Consider the following 18,218-nt stretch of genomic DNA (forward strand, 5'->3'; position numbering starts at 1 on the left):
GCCGCGGCGGCCGGCGAGCGACGCGGGTGCCGCCGACCACCGGGCGCACGCCTCCGGTGCCGGGCGCGGGGGTGCGCGCGGAGGTGTGCGCGCGGGCGCGGGTGCGGACTCCGATGGGTTTCTTGGGTCCGGCGAATCCGTCGAATCCGGTGAATCCGGTGGGTCTCGCGGGTCCGGTGGGTCTCGTGGGTCCGGTGGGTCCGGTGGGTCCGGTGGAGACGGGAGCCGGGAGCGGCCCGTCGTGCCGCCTGCCGAGTTCCGGTCCTACTACGGCCGGCCCGTCCTGAAGCCGCCGGTGTGGGAGTGGCGGGTCCCCGCCTACTTCTTCACGGGCGGCCTGTCGGCGGGCGCCGCCCTGCTCGCCGCCGGCGCGGACCTGACAGGGCGTCCGGCGCTGTGCCGGGTGTGCCGCCTGGGCGGCCTCGGCGCCCTGCTCGCCAGCACCTACCTGCTGATCGCGGACCTGGGCCGCCCCGAGCGCTTCCACCACATGCTGCGGGTCGCCAAGCCCAGTTCGCCGATGTCCGTCGGCACCTGGATCCTCGTCGCCTACAGCCCGGGCCACGGCCTCGCCGCCACGGCCGAGCTGCTGCCCGCCGCCCTTCGCGCCACCCTGCCCGGCAGGCTGCTGCGGGCTGCCGGGCGCCCGGCCGGGCTCGCCGCGGCAGCGCTCGCCCCGGCGCTCGCCTCCTACACCGCGGTGCTGCTCTCCCAGACGGCCGCGCCCGCCTGGCACGATGTCCGCAAGGAGCTGCCGTTCGTCTTCACCGGCTCCGCGGCCGCCAGCGGCGGCGGCCTCGGGATGCTGCTGGCGCCGGTGGCGGAGGCGGGCCCCGCGCGGCGGCTCGGTGCGGCGGGGGCCGCGGCCGAACTCGTCGCCTCCCGGCTGATCGAGCGGCGCCCCGGCCTGGTGACCACGGCGTACACCACCGGGCGTGCGCACCGGCTGCGCCAGGCATCCAAGCTCCTCACGCTGGGCGGCGCGGCCGCCGCGCTCACCGTCGCCCGCCGCAGCCGCCCGGCCGCCGCCGTGGCCGGACTCGCCCTGCTCGCCGGCAGCGTCCTGCAGCGCTTCGGTGTGTTCGAAGCGGGTGTGGCGTCCACCAGGGACCCGGCGTACGTGGTGGTGCCCCAGCGCGAGCGGCTTGCGGCGGCGGAGGGGGAGCGGAGCGGCCGGTGAGGCGCCTCCCCGCGCCTCCCACCGCAGCCGCCCGTTCCCTTCGCGCCGATGCCCTTTTGCGGAGGACATCGCGGCGGCTTCCGCAGGCCGGTGACACGAGGGAAGGGGCGGTTGCGCAGAGCGCCCGGCCGCGGCGGGCCTTCACGTCGAAGACGCCCGGCCCGTGGCGCGGTCGCCGTCGACCGTGAACGGGCCCCGCGGCCGCGGTGCTCCGTCAGCGGACGACCAGCCGATGCTCGCCCGCGGGCACGAGTTCGCCGATCACCGGGGCTCCGGGCACCTCCCCGGCGACCAGCAGCCCGCCGGAGGTCTGGGCGTCCGCGAGCAGCAGCCGGGTCGGCTCGTCCGCACCGCCGAAGTCCGTGTGCGGGTCGACCCATGCGAGGTTGCGGCGGGTGCCCCCGCTGACGTAGCCGTCCCGCACGGCCTCCCGCGCCCCGTCGAGGAAGGGCACCGCCGAGGCGTCGACCACGGCGGTCACCCCCGAGGCACGGGCCAGCTTGTACAGGTGGCCCAGCAGGCCGAACCCGGTGACGTCGGTCGCGCAGACCGCACCCGCCGCCACGGCGGCCCGCGCCGCGTCACGGTTGAGCGCCACCATGGTCGCGACGGCCGCGGGGAAGACCTCGCCGGTCGCCTTGTGCCGGTTGTTGAGGACGCCGAGGCCCAGCGGCTTGGTCAGCGACAGCGGGGTGCCGGGCCGGCCCGCGTCGTTGCGCAGCAGCCGCGCCGGATCGGCGACACCGGTGACCGCCATGCCGTACTTGGGCTCCGGGTCGTCGACGCTGTGGCCGCCCGCCACGGGGCAACCCGCCTCGACGGCGACCTCCAGGCCACCGCGCAGCACCTCCCGGGCCAACTCGAACGGAAGCACCTCGCGGGGCCACGCCAGCAGGTTCACCGCCACCACGGGCGAGCCGCCCATGGCGTAGACGTCCGACAGCGCGTTGGCGGCGGCGATCCGGCCCCAGTCGTACGGGTCGTCCACCACCGGGGTGAAGAAGTCCGCGGTCGCCACGACGGCCTGGGCGACCGGCCCGCCCGGCAGCCGTACCACCGCGGCGTCGTCTCCGCTGTCCAGACCGACGAGCAGGTCTCCGGCCCCGGCCCCGACCCCGGCCGTGGGTGTGGGCGTGGCCGTGGGTGCGGCGGCGAGTCCCGCCACGACCTCCTCCAGCTCCCCCGGCGGGATCTTGCAGGCGCACCCTCCGCCGTGCGCGTACTGGGTCAGCCGGATGCTTTCCTGCCGGGTCGCGGTTGCCATCGCGGTCTTCCTTCCAGGGGGTACGTCCGAGGCCCTGCCCAACGACCCGCGGCGCGCCCTGGCAGGAGATCTGTCCGGGATCCTGTGGGGGACCTTCGGTTCGGGCGGCGGGCGGCGGGCGGTGGCCGGTGGCCGGGGGTGGGGGTTGGGCGCCGGGGGCTCGTGATGCGGGTGCGGGTGCGGGTGTGGGCACGGGGCGCCGGGCGGTGGGCTCGGGACGCGCCGGAGGACCGGTCCGCAGTCTGTCGGACGGACCGCCCACGGCGTGGGACCTGCGCGTCGACAGCGCGGCGCGTTGACTCCCACCGGTGCCACGGGTTCCATGGACACTCGTCAGGACCGGACGGCGGTCTCGCCCTCCCAAGGCCCGGCAGGGAGACGTAAGGGTGCCTGGTGGCCCTCCCGGTCTTCAAAACCGAGGTGTCCGAGCAACTCGGGCAGGCGGGTTCGATTCCCGTCCGTCTCCGCAATGCGCGTAGCTCTGACCTGCCGCGACAATGGGCGATCAAAATCCCTGGGAACACGCTGGGAACAGTTTCCGCGCATTCCGTCGTCGTCCCGCGTCACGGTCAGCATCGTGGAGTTCGCGAAGATGAGCGGCGGCGTCACCTGTCAGGACAAGCGGCGCGAGGACGGCGATTGGCAGAGCGATCGGTTCGGGGACAGTGACAGCGCCGACCAGTTCAAAGGTTTCGTGGAGACCGACGGCTACCAGTGGCCACCGGGGTGGAGCAAGGGGATCGGTTTCATTGAGGAGCACGCTGCCCGGGGAGACATGTCCCTCGTCCAATGGGCGCACCGATACGCCGACAATGCCGGGAGGTTGACCAGCGGACCCAAAGCGACTACCGCCGTCAGGTGGACTTGCACCTGTCTCTGCTCACCCACCGGGAGCCGTCCGGCCGGACCGTGCTCGCAACGATCGCGAACCTCACCCAAGACGATGTACAGGAATGAGTCCGCGCCGAGAAGGCGGGGGAGCGGGACAGGGACAACCCGGAGAAGTGGCGCCGCCGCCCGGCAGGGCCCAAGTCCATCGTGAACCGGCGTGGCCTCTTGAGCCGCATCCCATACCGAAGAACTGAGCCGCCGCAGCCTCCTGCACGGCCCGAAGGGGGAGCTTGATGCCTGTGGCGATCGCCCGCAGCTCCGACTGCCGAGGCGCCTCCAAGGCAATGTGAAGTAATGGCGTAGGACAAACCAGGGCGTTCGGCCGGCTCAGGATCCGGTCGAACGCCTGGTGCCATCTGGCAGTCCCGGCCAGCACACTGACGGTGCGAGACCATTACAACGAATTGCAGATCCCATCGCAGCGATATTGGTACAGGCTGCCACAGCCAGTCGAACTTGCGTAGCAGCCGATGGCCTCACAGAAGAGGATACCGCTGCAGTAGTCACTGACTGTTGAGCATTGGCAGTTCGCCGTGCGTATCGACTGTCCGTCGTCTGGCCCAAGCTGTGCCATCAGGGCGGCAGCTTCTTCAGGGCCGAAGGCGCGCCGGGCCGCTTCCGTGATATCACTTAGCTCAGCGGTATGTACACCGGGCTCCGCGAAAACTTTGGGCGTCACGTCGACCAGCTCCTGGATGACCCTTTCTTGCTTGGCCGACAGGTCGGGATGCTCGGCACGGAACCTTCGGAAATGCTGTAACCAGGCTTCTGACCGCTCGTGCTGCGATAGTTCTTGGTAGATTGCTCGGCGGTAGGGAATTGTATACTGAGTAATCTCTTCATAGGTTCGAGGAAGCTCACTGAGGTTCTGCTGCACCCAGGCGTGGGCCTTCGAGTTCTCCGACGCCTTAGCGAAGGCAGAAGTTTGGCCAGTTGCTGTCAGCCCTATTGCGGCAGCCGTTCCTCCGAGAAAGTAGAGAAACTTCTTGCGATTGACGCCTGCGCCCCGCGCCTCGGACGGATCATGATTGACTTGCTCACGCAGCTCTCCGAGGGCCCGCAGGACACGGACCGAGGAACGCACTCCCAGCCGCCTGGCCAGAGCCAATGAGAGAGCTAGTCCAGTCCAGGCGTGAACGTCCTCGCCGCGTGTTCGTAGCAGGGTGGGGGCCCACTTGGGAGAAGGTCCCATGGCGCGCTGGCGCCACTTCTGTACGTGAGGATGGGACAGTGGCAGAATCTCCAGCTTTCCGTCGCTCGCATCGGCTACCACTGCGGACACGGCGGAACATGTGTCGCATGACGCATCGAAAGCCAGGACCCATTTTTCCGCATCGCGAGAAGAATTGATCACCGTTCCTCCTGAATGATCACTCGAAGCCATCTTGCTGACTAATGTTCGAGGCGGTCAAGGGAAGCAGCAAGAGTGGTTTGAGCCAAGCGGAAAGGTGCAGGGCGGAATGAGTCCGCTTCTGAGGCGGCGAAGGGATAGAGAGGAGGTTGGCCTCGGGGTGAGAGTTTCTCCTGAGATCTGAAGCGCATATTCGCCAGGCAATTTGATGCAGCCCTCCCATGAGGGGTCTTGCAAGATCGAAGTCCGTTGGGTCTGTAGCACGGTTTCGGGCACCCCTGCCATGCCCGCTTACCGAACGTTCAGGTGGCGATGCCGGTCTGCCGTCAGGAGTGTCCGGTTCGCCGCGCTGACGGCACGCGTCACCAGCCCGCACGACACACATGGGGCAACACTCATAGATCATCTCGATTGGCGAACGGGCTCATTGGCGTAGATGAGCCAGGGCTCCTTCGCTCACGGGGTAGGGACGTTCACGGGGCAGGGGTTGCCGTGCGGCGTCCAGGTCTCCGTCTCGTACATGCGTGTGGATGGTGTGGGCGAGTGATGTGGCGTCGTTGATGGAGGCGGTCCACTCATCGGCGTAGAGGCGTGCGGCTTCGCCGGCGAGGCCGAGCTCCAGCGACCGGCGGGCAAGCGGCTGAAGGTGCAGGTCGCGTTCGGGTCCTATCGCTCCCGGGCCGGAGCCCGCTTCAATTGGCGCTTCCACGTGGCACGGTCGGCGTGGAGCCCGTGCTCGTAGTGGGACAGACAAGCGTGTTCCAGGGCCCACTCGAGCCGTCACGGGAGACCTCGACGGCGAGGACGGTCTCCTGTCCTTCTGCGGTGCCCCATCCGCAGCGGTACATCATCCACAGGAACGACGGCTTGAACCATGTCATCCGGTCCCGCTGCCACACCGCCGGAAAACGGCCCTCCCGGGCCGCCGGCACCGCCTATCTCCGGCGCGTACGCCTGGTAGACGGTGACCGTGGAGTCCGCGTGCAGGGCTCGAATCCGGTATTTTGGCTCTGCCACGGGGACCAGGGTGGGCGCACTGTTCCGTACGCGCCGTCGAATTACCGCGTGCGCACAGGCGCTGGGGCACCACGCGCTGGAACGACTCTCACAAGCCGCCTGGAAATAGGCGCTCCACCATCGTCAGCGCGACGGTGAGACTCAGGAACTCGGCTTCGGCTCGGGCATGAGGTGCCGGCGCCGCCTGGCCGAGTGGACCGAAGCCGGAGTTTGGCCCCGGCTGGACGGGGCCCTCTTCTCCAGGCTCCGCGCCGCGAACGCCCTGGACCTCTCCCGGGCGGCCGTCGACGGCTCCCACATCCGGGCGCTGAAGAGGGATCCAAGACCGGACGAAGCCCCGTCGACCGGGGCAGGACAGGCGGCAAGCACCACATGATCACCGACGCCACCGGTATTCCGCTCGCCGCCACCCTGACCGGCGGCAACCGCAACGATGTCACCCGGCTGATCCCACTGCTCTAGACCGTGTCGTCGGTGCGGGCAAGCGAGGCCGGCCCCGGCGCCGCCGGGACGTGGTGCTCGCGGACCCCGGCCACGACCATGACAAATACCGCCGACTGGTCTGGGATCTCGATGTGAAACCGCTAATCGCCCGCCGGGGCACGGAGTATGGCTCGGACTCGGCGCCCAACGTTGGGTCGCTGAGCGAGCATTCTCCCACCTGCACTGGTTTCGCCGCCTGTGGATCCGCTGGGAGATGCTCGAGGACATCCACGACGCCTTCCTCACCTCGGGTGCGCACTGATCTGGTGGCGACGCCTGAACTCCCGATAGGGGTTTCAGGACAGGCACGGCTTACGTTGGCAGCCCAGCAGCCCGACATCAGGTTGGCTTGCGCCACACGGAAATGTGCTTCGCGGAGTCCTGGGTGAACGGCGCCCCGTCCCAGTCCGCGACGCGACGTTCCAGCTCAAGCCCAGCGATCCGTGCCATCAGATCGAGCTCTGCCGGCCAGGCGTACCGGTGCCGGGAGTTGCCGCGACGGTAGCGGCCATCGTCGCCGTCGCGGGTGAAATGGTGCGAGACGAGAACCTGCTCAACCAGGTCGAAGGTGTCGAAGCCGAGATGCTGCTCAGAGACGTCGAACGGCACCGCGACCTGGCCGGGCGGCAGTAGCCGCAGCGGCGGCACGCCCAGCTCGATGACAAATCGGCCACCCGGCTCCAGATGACGTGCGGCGTTGCGGAAGCACTCGACCTGCTCGTCCTGCCTGAGCAGGTTCGTGATGGTGTTGTAGACGAGATAGATCAGGGTGAACTCCCCGGGGACGACGATGGTAGCCATGTCCCCGATGAATACCGGGAGCGCGTTCTCGTCGATCTTGCGCCGCAGCACCGCTGCCATGTGCTCGGACAGTTCGATGCCCACTACCGGCACGCCGCGTTCCCGGAGCGGGACGCCCACTCGTCCGGTCCCGATGGCGAACTCCAATGCCCGGCCCTCTCCGGCAAGCTCGGAAAGGAAGGCGAGCGTCGGTCCGAGAACGGCAGCCGAGGCCATCTCGGTCTCCTCGGCGTCATAGCGGTCGGCGGTCGCACGGGTCCACAGCTCACTGCTCGTCACGGGCGGCCACTTTGCCGGGTGCTAAGGGGCGCTGTCGACGCATTTACCTTCCACTGGTCCCGATCTCACAGTTCGAGGCGAGCCGGTACGGACCTTCCAGGGCACCCTCCGGCTCCGGGGCAGCGGTGCGGTCGTCCTCCTCGGCGCAGCGTGCACCGCCCACAGCTCGTCGTCGATTTCCCACAGCGTCGGCCGAGCCACCGCACACTCCCGGATCATCAGTCCGGGAGTGATCCAACCAACTTGAGGATCATTTCGTTAGGATTTCTCAGACCCTTCGTGATGTGCCCCTGGCCGGCAATTCCGGACTGAACCAGCCACCGGGCAGTCGGCGCGCCGGGTCCCGCCCGAGCCGTTCGCCCTCCCGATCCCGGACGTGAGCAGCACGCGCACCGCGAGCCGGGCCTCCGCTACGGTCGGCAGCCGTAGGCGTGGCCCGTCGTCTGGCAGGTCGGCGTGGTCGGCTGGCTGATCGTCGAAGAGGCCATCCGTCATGCTCGGGTCGACGCGCCACCGGCCCGCCGGTCACCGCCCCTGCCCGTCCTAAACCGCTCGCGACCGCTGGCGCCCCCGCTACGGTGCTGCCCGTGCGCTACACCTACCGCTGCGACGTCTGCCGCGCCTCCGCCCCCAGTCGTGGCAGCCGGGCTGACGCCCGGGCCGACCGCGACGATCACCGCGACCGTGCCCACCACGGACTCTCGCCGGACGACGGGATCGACCAGACGCCCGGGCCCGTCGACCAGCTCATCACCCACGCCCTGAACCGAGCCGCAGCTCGCGCCCGAGGTGAACGGCGCTCGTCCCGAGACCACCCCGACGCGCAACCCGCCATCCGGCAAGCCACGCTCCTCCTCGCCGCCGGCGCCGCCGTCATCATCCTGCTCGGCCTGCTCATCCGCTGACCTCACGTCCCGGACAGCACGAAGCCCCTGCCGTAGCGGGGGCTCTGCCATGCCGGTCACCGGTCAGGGACGACGACGGCCGGATGAGGGCCGTCCTCCCCCCACACGATCGTCTCGGTCACGCGGCCCGGCTGCGGGGACGCCGCGGCCCTGGGTGCTCCGACCGTGCCCGCCGCCAGGGCCTGGTGGAAGACACGTGGCTGCTGCTGCGCCAGCACATGGCCCAGCTCATCGCCGGGGTGGAGGCCCGCGCAGCGACTCGGCCGGCCGAGTCCGTGCCGCGTGAAGTCGCGCTCGCCGCGGCGCGGACGAGCCCTACGACTCCCACATCCACCACGGCGCCAGCGGCCAGGGCGCCACGACCCACTCCCACCAGAAGTGCCCCGAGCGATCGCGGTCTCCCACCCCCGGGCCGCGGTCCGCCCGAAACCGGACCGCCGCCCCCGACCGCATCCGGTCCATGATCACCCCAGGTCGGCCGGCTCCGTACCGCCCCCAGGCGTCGGAGATCGGCCGCGGTGCCCCCGGTCCCTGCCGGCCGGGGCGCCGTCGCGTTCCGCTTGTGATCGCCGGCTGTGTTCCCGCGGAGCACGGGGTTGGATTTTGGACGTCATCCAGCGTCATCCAGCGACATTGAGCGCCAATGACTGTCATGCTTCCACCCGAGATTTCACGTTTCCGCAGGTCCCATCGGGTCGACCCACGGCCGTGGAACCGGACACCGCGAGACGGCCCGCCCGGGCTCCTCCACGAGGAAGCGAAAAAAGTCGGACGGCGATGTCGAGAACCCGTGCCCGGCTCCGTCCCCGCAGTGAACACGACCACAATGGGTCGCACCAGCACCGAGGAGACACACGATGGCCAAGTACCTGCTGCTCAAGCACTACCGCGGTGCTCCGGCTCCGGCCAATGACGTGCCGATGGACCAGTGGACGCCGGAGGAGATCTCCGCGCACGTGCGGTACATGAACGACTTCGCGGCGCGGTTGGAGGAGACCGGTGAGTTCGTCGACGGTCAGGCGCTGGCCCCCGAGGGGACGTGGGTCCGCTACGACGGTGCGGGGCGCCCGCCGGTCACGGACGGCCCGTTCGCCGAGACCAAGGACCTCATCGCCGGCTGGATGGTGATCGACGTCGACAGCCACGAGCGCGCCGTCGAGCTGGCCGGGGAGCTGTCGGCCGCCCCCGGGGCGGGCGGGAAGCCGATCCACGAGTGGCTGGAGCTGCGCCCGTTCCTGGCCGCGTCGCCCACCGTCACGGACTGCCCTCATCGATGAACGAGGCCCTGCTGAGGAGCCTCACACCGAGCGTGCTCGCCATCCTCGTCCGCCGCGGAGCAGACTTCGCGGCGGCCGAGGACGCCGTGCAGGACGCGCTCGTCGAGGCGGTCCGAGTGTGGCCGGCCGACCCGCCGCGGGATGCGAAGGGCTGGCTGGTCACCGTGGCCTGGCGCAGGTTCCTCGACGCGACCCGGGCGGACGCCGCCCGTCGACGGCGTGAGGACCTCGTCGACGAGCAGCCGGCGCCCGGGCCCGCGCCCTCGGCGGACGACACGCTCCAGCTCTACTTCCTGTGCGCCCACCCGTCGCTCACGCCGTCGTCCGCGGTCGCGCTCACGCTGCGCGCCGTCGGCGGGCTGACCACACGCCAGATCGCCCGGGCCTACCTGGTGCCCGAGGCGACCATGGCGCAGCGCATCAGCCGTGCCAAGCGCACCGTCTCAGGGGTGCGGTTCGACCAGCCGGGCGACGTCGCCACCGTGCTGCGCGTCCTCTACCTGGTCTTCAACGAGGGCTACTCGGGCGACGTCGACCTCGCCGCCGAGGCCATCCGGCTCACCCGGCAGCTCGCGGCCCGCGTCGACCACCCCGAGGCCGCGGGGCTGCTCGCCCTCATGCTGCTCCACCACGCCCGGCGGGCCGCCAGGACCGCGCCCGACGGCAGCCTGGTACCGCTCGCCGGGCAGGACCGCGGCCGGTGGGACACCGGGCTGATCGCCGAGGGCGTCGAGATCCTCCAGGCGGCCCTCGCCCGCGACCGGCTGGGCGAGTTCCAGGCCCAGGCCGCCATCGCGGCACTCCACGCCGACGCGCCCACCACCGAGGAGACCGACTGGGTGCAGATCGTCGAGTGGTACGACGAGCTCGTGCGCCTGACCGACAGCCCGGTCGTCCGGCTCAACCGCGCGGTGGCCGTCGGCGAGGCCGACGGACCGCGCGCCGGGCTGGCGGCGCTCGCGGCACTGGACGCCTCGCTGCCCCGCCACGCCGCGGTGGCGGCGTACCTCCACGAACGCGACGGCGATCCGGCGACGGCGGCACGGCTGTACGCCGAGGCGGCCCGAAGGGCACCCAACCTCGCGGAGCGCGACCACCTGACACGCCAGGCCGCCAGGCTCAACGCCCTTGGACGTCGCTGACGGGCCGCGCCCGGAACGTGCCGCGGCACCCCGGCGCGCCCCGCCCGCTCGCGGTGGTCCGCGGTGATGCCGGCCACCGAGGCGAGCGTGCGGTACGGCAGTGGGCGGGGTGTGCGCGGCAGCTCCCCGGCGGCCGCGCCGACGGCGCGGGCGTACGCGGCCGCGCTCTTCTCCCTCCAGGACAGGACGCCCGCAACCTGGTCCGCCACGGCGGGATGCGCCCGGACCGGGACGTGATCCGGGTCGGCCCGGCACTCGGCTTCCTCCCCGCACGACCCGACCGGCGCCGCCCGTGTCCGGGCCGACGCCGCTCCACCCCGCTGAGCGGCCGGCGGGAACGGCAAGCTGCCTCCGCTACCGCCGCCCCGGCGCCGCGGCCTCCAGATCCTCGACGCTGCCGGACATGAGGGTGCGCACGTGCGCGGTGATGTGCTCGGTGGGCCAGTCCCACCAGGCGAGGGCCAGGAGGCGGGCGATGTCCTCGTCGCCGAAGCGGCGGCGGATGAGCCGGGCCGGGTTGCCGCCGACGATGCCGTAGTCCGGAACGTCCTCGACGACGACGGAGCCGGAGGCGATGATCGTTCCGTGTCCGATGCGGACGCCGGGCATCACCGTGGTCCGGTAGCCGAACCACACGTCGTTCCCGATCACCGTGTCACCCCGGCCGGGCAGGCCGGTGAGAAGGTCGAACTGCTCGGCCCACGAGCCGCCCATGATCGGGAAAGGGAACGTCGAGGGCCCGTCCATGCGGTGGTTGGCGCCGTTCATGAGGAAGCGCACGCCCTCGCCCAGCGCGCAGAACTTCCCGATGACCAGCTTCTCGGGCCCGTAGTGGTAGAGCACGTTGCGGGTCTCGAACGCCGTCGGGTCATCCGGGTCGTCGTAGTAGGAGAACTCCCCCACCTCGATCAGCGGCGAGGTGACGAGCGGCTTGAGCAGCACCACCCGGGGTTGCCCGGGCATCGGGTGCACCACGGTCGGGTCGGCGGGGACGGGCGGCATCGCGATCGGCTTCCTCACACGTCGCGGACAGGGCGGACCCATGATGCAACCCGCGTTCCCGAGTCACCACCGCATTACGGAGACCGGGGCGGCCGTCGCAGGGGGCCGGTCGCCGCCGGAACCCGCCGTGGTCCGGGGGTGGACGTCGCCCGGGACGGAGGTCGCCCGGGGCGGACGTCGCGCAGGGCGGTGCCGGCTGGTGCCGGCTCCGCGTCCGGACGCACCGTCTCATCGGATGTGGGTCAGGGCCGCGGCAGCGACCGACGCGCCCGCGGGACACGTGCCCTCCTGCGACACGCCGAGGTCCGGGATGGTCGTGGTGCCGATCAGGCGATGGACGTCGTGCACCGCGACGAAGATGAAGCAGATCTTCTGGAATTCGGCCTGCACGGCCTTGTGCTGCCCCACCGGCACCTGCGAGACGCGCCCGCCCTTGGTCATGGTCCGTGCGTAGGACAGCGGCAGATCGAGGGCGAGGCCGACGTTCTGGCCCGCCAGTTTCCACTCGCACACGGCCCCGTTCCTGCCGGACTCCTGCTTCCCCCGGCCGCTGATGCCGAGGGCGGCGAGGTCGTGCCCGTCGAGGGCCAGGCACGGCCGCGACGCCAGCTTCGCCTGGGTGTACCTGCTCGGTCGCGGTGCGGTGGAGGGCGGGGGAGCGGGAGAGCCGGAGGGGGAGGCGGGGGGCGAGGCCGAGACGGAGGACGAGGCCGTCGGACGGGGGGACGGCGGCCGCGCCGCGGTCCCCCCGTCCGAGCACCCGGCGCCGAGCACGCTCAGGGCGAGCACCAGCACGAGTCCGACTCCTGTGCGGGAGCGCCCGGTCCTGGGGCCACCGCGGGGGTGCCCGCGCCGGGGATCACCGGTGGAGTGCCCAGCCCGGGAACGCTGATCGGGATCGGATCGCGACATGGCGGCACGGTAGCGGCACCGTGCCGGGACCGGTCCCCGTGCCGGGACCGGTCCCCGTGCCGGGACCGGTCCCCGTGCACCCCCTGGGCGCCCGCTGCCCGCTTCGACGCCGGGGTCACACGCTCAGCCCGTCCCGCCGCCGGGCCCCGGTCCCGCCGGCGGGCGGCAGCGGCGCACGGCGCCGTCCAGCCGGACCGTGCAGCCCTGCCGGTCGAGGTGTTCCAGCAGGGGCACGGCCACCCGCCGGGTGGTGTCCAGGGCCTGCCGTGCCGCGCTGGTCGTGAACGGCTGCTCCAGCCGGGACAGCAGCGCGGCGGCCCGCGCGTCCGCGCCGGGGAGCAGCACGATGCCGTCCGCGATCCTCAGCAGCGCGCCCGCCGCCTCGGCCGCGGCCAGCAGGCGGGGCGTCAGTCCCAGTTGTGCGAGCCGTTCGGCCTCCGGCGCACGGAAGGGCGCCAGGGCCAGGTCGGCGCGTACGGCGGCGACGGCGGCCTCGGCCTCGGGCGGCAGCGCGGGACGGGCCCGGCTGCCGTAGAGCCGGCCGGCGCGCTGCCGTAGGCCGGGTTCGGTCGCCAGCAGCGCCTCGACCAGGCACCGGTCCGGCAGGCCGAGCGCCTGACGGGCCGTCTCCAGCGGAAGCCCTGGCTCCAACGGGTGGTGGACGGCGTGTTCCTCGACGGCCCGCCCGAGCCGGTCGCGCAGGCCGGCCCAGTGCCGGGGATCGGCCAGCCACTCGCCGGCGACCGGTTCCGACGGCGGACGCACCCCCATGGCGAGCAGATCCCGGCGCCGGGCCAGGCCGCGACGGCGCAGCTCCGCGGCACCGTCCGGCGGCCCGGTCACCGCCTCCAGGTCCCGGGCCCGGGCGGCGGCCGCGCCGCGCCGGGTGAGCGGTGGTGGGCGGACGTCGAGCAGGGTCGCCCCGGCCGCGACGCGGTGCCGCCCGGGGTCGCGCAGCAGCACCCTGTCGCCGATCCGCAGCGGCAGAGCGGCGGCCAGCCCCAGCCGTGCGGTGTCCTCGCCCAGCGGGCGGACCGCCACCGGGACGGCCGCGGAACCTGCGTGCAGGGTGAGCCGGCGCGGCAGGTCGCGGGCCGGGTCGCCGGTCAGCCGCACGTCCAGGGTGTCGGTGGTGAGCCAGTGCCCCGGCGTGAGCAGTGCGTCCCCGCGGCGCAGGGCGTCGGCTCCGGGGCCGTGCAGGTTCACCGCCACCCGGGCGACCGCGCTCACCTCGGGCCGGGACTCCTTGAGCGTCTGGAGGCCGCGTACCCGCAGCGGACGGCCGTCGCGACCGCACGCGAGGTGGTCGCCCACCCGGATGGTGCCCGCGCCGAGCGTGCCGGTGACGACCGTGCCCAGGCCGCGGACGGTGAAGACCCGGTCGGCCCACAGCCGTACGTCCGCCTCGGTGTCGGGCGCCGGCAGGCCGCGCGCCGTGCGGGCCAGCGCGGTCCGCAGGTCGTCGAGCCCGGCGCCGGTCACCGCGCTGACGGCCGCGGACGCCACCTCTCCCAGCGAGGACTCCGCGATCCGGTCCAGTGCCTCCTTCCGCGCCGCCGCCGGGTCCGCCAGGTCGCTGCGGGAGACGGCGAGCAGTCCGTGGCGCACACCGAGCGCGTCCAGGACCGTCAGGTGCTCCTCCGACTGCGGCTGCCAGCCCCGGTCCGCGGCGACCACGAACAGCACGGCGGGCACGGGGCCGACTCCGGCGAGCATGTTGCCCACCAGCCGCTCGTGCCCCGGCACGTCGACGAAGGCCACGTCACCCGCGCCGGGCAGCCGGGTCCACGCGAACCCGAGGTCCAGCGTCATGCCCCTGCGCCGCTCCTCCGCCCACCGGTCGGGCTCCATTCCGGTCAGGGCCCGCAGCAGGGCGGACTTGCCGTGGTCCACGTGTCCGGCGGTGGCGAAGACGTGCACGGTCACCTGCCGGGGGCGAAGGGGGCAGCGGGAGCTGTGGGGGCTGTGGGAGCTGCGGGAGGGGGTGGGGAGGCCGGAGCAGAGGGGGTGGGAGCGGCTGACGTGACGGGAGCGGCGGGAGCGGCGGAAGTGACAGGCGCGACAGACACGGCAGGCGCGGTGGTAGCGGGGGCGGTAGCAGAGGGGGCTGGGGCGTGGCGGTCCGGAGCGGTCGGCGCGGGCCGGGCGCACGCCTGCCGGATGGCGGTGGCCAGCACCTGGTCCGTGTCCTCGGGAACCGTGCGCAGATCCAGCAGGCAGCGTCCGTCCACCACACGGCCCATGACCGCGGGCACCCCCCGGCGCAGCGGTCCTGCCAGGGACGGCGGCACGGACACCGCGGCGCTCGGCAGGGTGACGCCGGGCGCGCCTCCGCCGCCGATCACGGCCTCGCTGTCGACCGCACGGCCGTCAAGGCCCCGGCGGCGCAGTTCCGCCGCGAGGCGTTCGGCGCGTTCGCGCAGTCGTCCGGGATCGGCGCCCAGCGCCCTGCGGACGGGGGTCTCGGGGCCGCGCACGGTGGCCTCCAGCGCGGCCAGGGTCAGCTTGTCGACCCGCAGGGCCCGTGCGAGGGGGTGGCGGGCGAGCTGCCGCACCAGGTCGGCGCGGCCCAGCAGGAGGCCGCACTGCGGACCGCCGAGCAGCTTGTCGCCGCTGGCCGTGACGAGCCAGGCGCCGGAGCGCAGCCAGGTCGTCGCGTCCGGCTCGTCCGGCAGCGCGGGCTCGGGGGCCAGCAGCCCGGAACCGATGTCGGCGACCACGGGCACGCCGAGCCGGGACAGGTCGCCGACGCCGACACCGCGGGTGAAGCCGGTGATGCGGAAGTTCGAGGGGTGCACCTTGAGGACGAAGCCGGTGCCCGGCCCCACGGCCGAGGCGTAGTCCGCGAGCGCGGTGCGGTTGGTCGTGCCGACCTCGCGGAGCCGGGCACCGGTGGACTGAAGCAGGTCCGGCAGCCGGAAGCCGTCGCCGATCTCCACCATCTCGCCCCGGCTCACCACGATGTCCCCGCCCCGGGCCAGCGCGGTCGCGGCCAGCACCAGGGCCGCCGCTCCGTTGTTGACCACATGGGCGTCCTGCGCGGACGGCACCCGCGAGAGCAGTGCCTCGACGGCCGAACGGCCGCGCCGGGACCGCAGGCCCGTGGCGAGGTCGACTTCGACGTCCGTGGTGCCGGCCGCGGCGAGCAGGGCCTCGCGGGCGGCGGCGGAGAGCGGTGCACGGCCCAGGTTGGTGTGCAGCAGCACGCCGGTCGCGTTGACGACCGGCCGGAGCCCGCACGCGGTGGCGGGCAGTGCGGCCACCGCCTGCTCGACGATCTGCGAGGCGGGGATCTCGCCGCCTCGGGCCCGCTCCTGAACGCCCGCCACCACGGACTTCACCAGATCCCTGCCGAGCCGGTCCGCGGCGGCCGCCAGCCGGGGATCGGCGAGCACCGCGTCCGTGCGCGGCAGTCGGCGCCGCGCGTCGCACGCCGTGCCGGGCGCCTGGTCCAGGACGGGATCGCCTTCCATCTGGTGCACCTTCGCTGAAGCCGGTAGAACCGGGGCGGAGCTGGGCGGCCCGCCCAGCCTCGGGTCCGTGCCGCGCCCCGCTCGCCACAGCGGTCGCCCTCCGGCCGGGCCGCGCTCCGCCCGGGACCCGGGCGCCCCACCGTAGGACGACCGCACCGCCCGCCCGTCCCGCCACACCGCCCCCACCGTCCGGCACCCACCGAACGCACTACGCCCCGAGGCCGTCCGAACGGGGTGCGCGATCGCCGCCGTGACACGCCCCGGAGGGCGTCCCGGGCGGGATGGGGACTGGATCGCGCGCGTTGCGTATACCGGAGTACGGCGGCGTCTTCGCGCCCGGGTGCGTCGGCGTGTGCGAGTGCCCGTGCGAGTGCCCGTGCGGGTGCGAGTGCCCGTGCCCGTGCGGGTGCGGGTGCGGGTGCGGGTTCGCGTGCGCGTCCCCGTGCGTGCACGGGTGCGCGCGGGCGTGCGGGCCCGCGGTGTGTGCGAGACCGGCCCCCGCAGTGCGCGCCGGGCCTGTCGCGCAGCCCGCCGGGCCGCGCCGCCGTGTCCGGGTGACGGGACAGCGCCGCCCCAGGGCGAGGCGCGGTGCCCGGTAGCCGGGCGGTGGTCCCGTCACCGGCGGTCCCGCGCGCGCCCGCCGAAGCGTGCGGGCAATTCATCCGGACGGGGTGGGGGCGTGGGCCGGGCGATTCTCCGAGGGCCGGTGGGGTACGCCCGGGACATGAGAGTAAGTGTGGTGGACGCGGGGTCGAACACGGTCCGGCTCGTGGTGGCGGATGCGGAAGGCGGCGTGCTGCTGCCGGTGCACACGGTCAAGTGGAAGCTGCGGCTGTCCGAACGGATCGGGTCCGACGGCGAGATCGGCGAGGACGCCCTGCAGCACCTTGTCAAAGCGGTCGCCGCGGCCGGCAGCACGGCCCGGCGGTGGGGCGCCGCCGCCCCGCTGGCGTTCGCGACCACCGTGGTGCGCAACGCCCCGAACCGGCAGCAGATCCTGCACACCGTGCGCGAGCGGACCGGCGTGAGGATGTGCACCCTGCCGGGCGAGACGGAGGCGGAGCTGACCTTCCTCGCGGCCCGCCGCTGGATGGGCTGGCGCGCCGGGCCCCTCGCCCTGCTCGACATCGGGGGCGGCTCGCTGGAGGTGGCCTTCGGACGGGGCCGCATCCCGGACTTCGTCGCCTCCCTCCCGCTCGGCGCCAACCGGCTTACCAGGGAGTCCTTCGGGCCGCACGACCCGCCGGCCCGCGCCGAGGTGAAGGCCCTGCGCCGCCGGGTCCGGCACGATCTGCGGGACGTGGCGGCGCGGATCCGCTGGGAGGACCCGCGCACCGTCGTCGTCACCTCCCGCACCTTCCAGCAACTGGCCCGGCTGTGCGGTGCGGCACCCGGACGCCACGGCCCCTTCACCCAGCGGCGCATGCGCCGCAAGGACCTGGGCAAGGCGATCGGCACGCTCGCCGCCCTGCCGGCCGCGGAACGCGCCCAACTCCCGGGCATCTCCGCACCGCGCGCGGCCCAGAGCCTGGCCGGAGCGGTCGTCGGCCACACCGCCATGACCCTCATGGGCCTGAACGTCGTCACCGTCTGCCCGTGGGCCATCCGCGAGGGCGTGCTCCTGCGGTCCATGGAGGACGGCACCGACTGGTGGGCCGACCTCACCCGTGACGACGCCGTCGCCGCGGCGCCGACCGCGCCCCTGGCCCTGGCCGCCCCACCGGCCTGAACGGCCGCCCGGACGCCCGGACGCCCGGGGCCCTGGCTGTCGGGCCGCGCCCGGACGCCCGGGCCCGGCCCTCGGGCCGACCGCGCCGGCCCGAGGGCCGGGAGAGGGCACCGCGCCCGGGGCTCCCGCGCGAGCGCCGGGAAGCGGACGGCCCACCCGGCGGCGCAGGACCGCAGGGGCCGAACGCCGGCTGGTGCCACGGCCCGGCCGGTGACGCCCAGGTCTTCGGGCTGCTCCGGGACGTCCGGAGGGCATCACGTCCAGCGGCGCTGCGGACCCCTCCCGGAGCACATCCGCCCCGCGCGGCCGCCAGCGCGTTGTGGTGGGGGGCGCGTGTCGACCCGCGTCGGCGGGTGGACAGGGCGCCTCGGCTCCGGCACGGCGGCCTCCATCGTGAACGGGGAGTTCCCCGCCAGCCGGGATCGGCCAATGGCCGTTGCGCATCCCTCGTCCGTGCCCGCAGGAACCGTGCGGGGTGGGTGGGGTGCGGTGGCCGGACGTCCGGCCACCGC

11 protein-coding genes, 1 tRNA gene and 3 pseudogenes are annotated in these 18,218 nt (G+C 73.2%); 7 read left to right on the forward strand and 8 right to left on the reverse strand.

Annotated features, from left to right (window positions below; all coding sequences use genetic code 11):
- The first annotated feature begins 241 nt into the window (after positions 1–241).
- Positions 242–1,180: an NrfD/PsrC family molybdoenzyme membrane anchor subunit gene (nrfD, locus tag IE313_RS30995; protein WP_189938117.1), complete on the forward strand. Its 939-nt coding sequence runs from the start codon at positions 242–244 to the stop codon at positions 1,178–1,180.
- 214 nt (positions 1,181–1,394) lie between these two features.
- On the opposite strand, the gene selD is transcribed toward nrfD, so the two are convergent.
- Positions 1,395–2,444 (reverse strand): selenide, water dikinase SelD, encoded by a 1,050-nt coding sequence (gene selD / locus IE313_RS31000; RefSeq protein ID WP_189938118.1) that lies wholly within the window; start codon positions 2,442–2,444, stop codon positions 1,395–1,397.
- Positions 2,445–2,818: 374 nt separating this feature from the next.
- On the opposite strand from selD, the gene IE313_RS31005 reads away from it, so the two are divergent.
- A tRNA-Sec gene (locus IE313_RS31005) sits at positions 2,819–2,911 on the forward strand.
- Between the two features lie 818 nt (positions 2,912–3,729).
- On the opposite strand, the gene IE313_RS31010 is transcribed toward IE313_RS31005, so the two are convergent.
- Together IE313_RS31010 and IE313_RS31015 are read right to left on the reverse strand one after the other, a co-directional pair.
- On the reverse strand, positions 3,730–4,689 hold the full coding sequence (locus IE313_RS31010) for a bacteriocin fulvocin C-related protein (protein ID WP_189938119.1): 960 nt from the start codon (positions 4,687–4,689) through the stop codon (positions 3,730–3,732).
- A 421-nt stretch (positions 4,690–5,110) separates the two neighbouring features.
- Positions 5,111–5,703 (reverse strand): annotated as a pseudogene (locus IE313_RS31015) (DUF4291 domain-containing protein).
- Positions 5,704–5,863: 160 nt separating this feature from the next.
- Between IE313_RS31015 and IE313_RS35740 the strand changes: the two are divergent.
- A pseudogene (locus tag IE313_RS35740) lies at positions 5,864–6,477 on the forward strand (IS5 family transposase); the annotation flags it as partial.
- Positions 6,478–6,525: 48 nt separating this feature from the next.
- Here the strand turns inward: IE313_RS35740 and IE313_RS31020 are convergent.
- A complete protein-coding gene (locus IE313_RS31020; RefSeq protein ID WP_189938120.1) occupies positions 6,526–7,266 on the reverse strand; it encodes a class I SAM-dependent DNA methyltransferase in 741 nt (246 codons plus the stop codon).
- A 587-nt stretch (positions 7,267–7,853) separates the two neighbouring features.
- Between IE313_RS31020 and IE313_RS31025 the strand changes: the two genes are divergently transcribed.
- From IE313_RS31025 to IE313_RS31035, 3 genes are all read left to right on the forward strand, one after another.
- Positions 7,854–8,171, forward strand: coding sequence for a hypothetical protein (locus IE313_RS31025; protein ID WP_189938121.1), 318 nt, complete (start codon positions 7,854–7,856; stop codon positions 8,169–8,171).
- A gap of 857 nt (positions 8,172–9,028) precedes the next feature.
- Positions 9,029–9,448, forward strand: a complete 420-nt coding sequence (locus IE313_RS31030) for a YciI family protein (protein ID WP_189938122.1) — start codon at positions 9,029–9,031, stop codon at positions 9,446–9,448.
- Positions 9,445–10,590, forward strand: a complete 1,146-nt coding sequence (locus tag IE313_RS31035; RefSeq protein WP_189938124.1) for an RNA polymerase sigma factor — start codon at positions 9,445–9,447, stop codon at positions 10,588–10,590. Before IE313_RS31030 ends, IE313_RS31035 begins: the two co-directional genes overlap by 4 nt.
- A gap of 354 nt (positions 10,591–10,944) precedes the next feature.
- On the opposite strand, the gene IE313_RS31040 is transcribed toward IE313_RS31035, so the two are convergent.
- From IE313_RS31040 to selA, 4 genes and pseudogenes are all read right to left on the reverse strand, one after another.
- The gene (locus tag IE313_RS31040) at positions 10,945–11,592 is read right to left on the reverse strand and encodes a CatB-related O-acetyltransferase (protein ID WP_189938127.1); all 648 of its coding nucleotides are present in this window, start codon (positions 11,590–11,592) and stop codon (positions 10,945–10,947) included.
- 228 nt (positions 11,593–11,820) lie between these two features.
- Complete coding sequence (locus IE313_RS31045; protein WP_189938129.1) at positions 11,821–12,387, reverse strand: DUF3558 family protein; 567 nt, start codon at positions 12,385–12,387, stop codon at positions 11,821–11,823.
- A gap of 240 nt (positions 12,388–12,627) precedes the next feature.
- The gene (locus IE313_RS31050; RefSeq protein WP_189938138.1) at positions 12,628–14,424 is read right to left on the reverse strand and encodes a selenocysteine-specific translation elongation factor; all 1,797 of its coding nucleotides are present in this window, start codon (positions 14,422–14,424) and stop codon (positions 12,628–12,630) included.
- 221 nt (positions 14,425–14,645) lie between these two features.
- A pseudogene (gene selA / locus IE313_RS31055) lies at positions 14,646–15,977 on the reverse strand (L-seryl-tRNA(Sec) selenium transferase); the annotation flags it as partial.
- A gap of 724 nt (positions 15,978–16,701) precedes the next feature.
- On the opposite strand from selA, the gene IE313_RS31060 reads away from it, so the two are divergent.
- Positions 16,702–17,706 carry a Ppx/GppA family phosphatase gene (locus IE313_RS31060; RefSeq protein ID WP_189938131.1) on the forward strand — a complete coding sequence of 335 codons (1,005 nt, stop codon included), beginning with the start codon at positions 16,702–16,704 and terminating at the stop codon, positions 17,704–17,706.
- Positions 17,707–18,218 lie beyond the last annotated feature (512 nt).

The organism is Streptomyces sulfonofaciens (assembly GCF_014656295.1).
GTDB classification, from domain to species: domain Bacteria; phylum Actinomycetota; class Actinomycetes; order Streptomycetales; family Streptomycetaceae; genus Streptomyces; species Streptomyces sulfonofaciens.

What these genes read in the sequence shown, in the direction of transcription:
- selD (WP_189938118.1), bottom strand. Translation starts at nt 2,444, where the DNA reads ATGGCAACCGCGACCCGGCAGGAAAGCATCCGGCTGACCCAGTACGCG.
- IE313_RS31030 (WP_189938122.1), top strand. Translation starts at nt 9,029, where the DNA reads ATGGCCAAGTACCTGCTGCTCAAGCACTACCGCGGTGCTCCGGCTCCG.
- IE313_RS31035 (WP_189938124.1), top strand. Translation starts at nt 9,445, where the DNA reads ATGAACGAGGCCCTGCTGAGGAGCCTCACACCGAGCGTGCTCGCCATC.
- IE313_RS31040 (WP_189938127.1), bottom strand. Translation starts at nt 11,592, where the DNA reads ATGCCGCCCGTCCCCGCCGACCCGACCGTGGTGCACCCGATGCCCGGG.
- IE313_RS31060 (WP_189938131.1), top strand. Translation starts at nt 16,702, where the DNA reads ATGAGAGTAAGTGTGGTGGACGCGGGGTCGAACACGGTCCGGCTCGTG.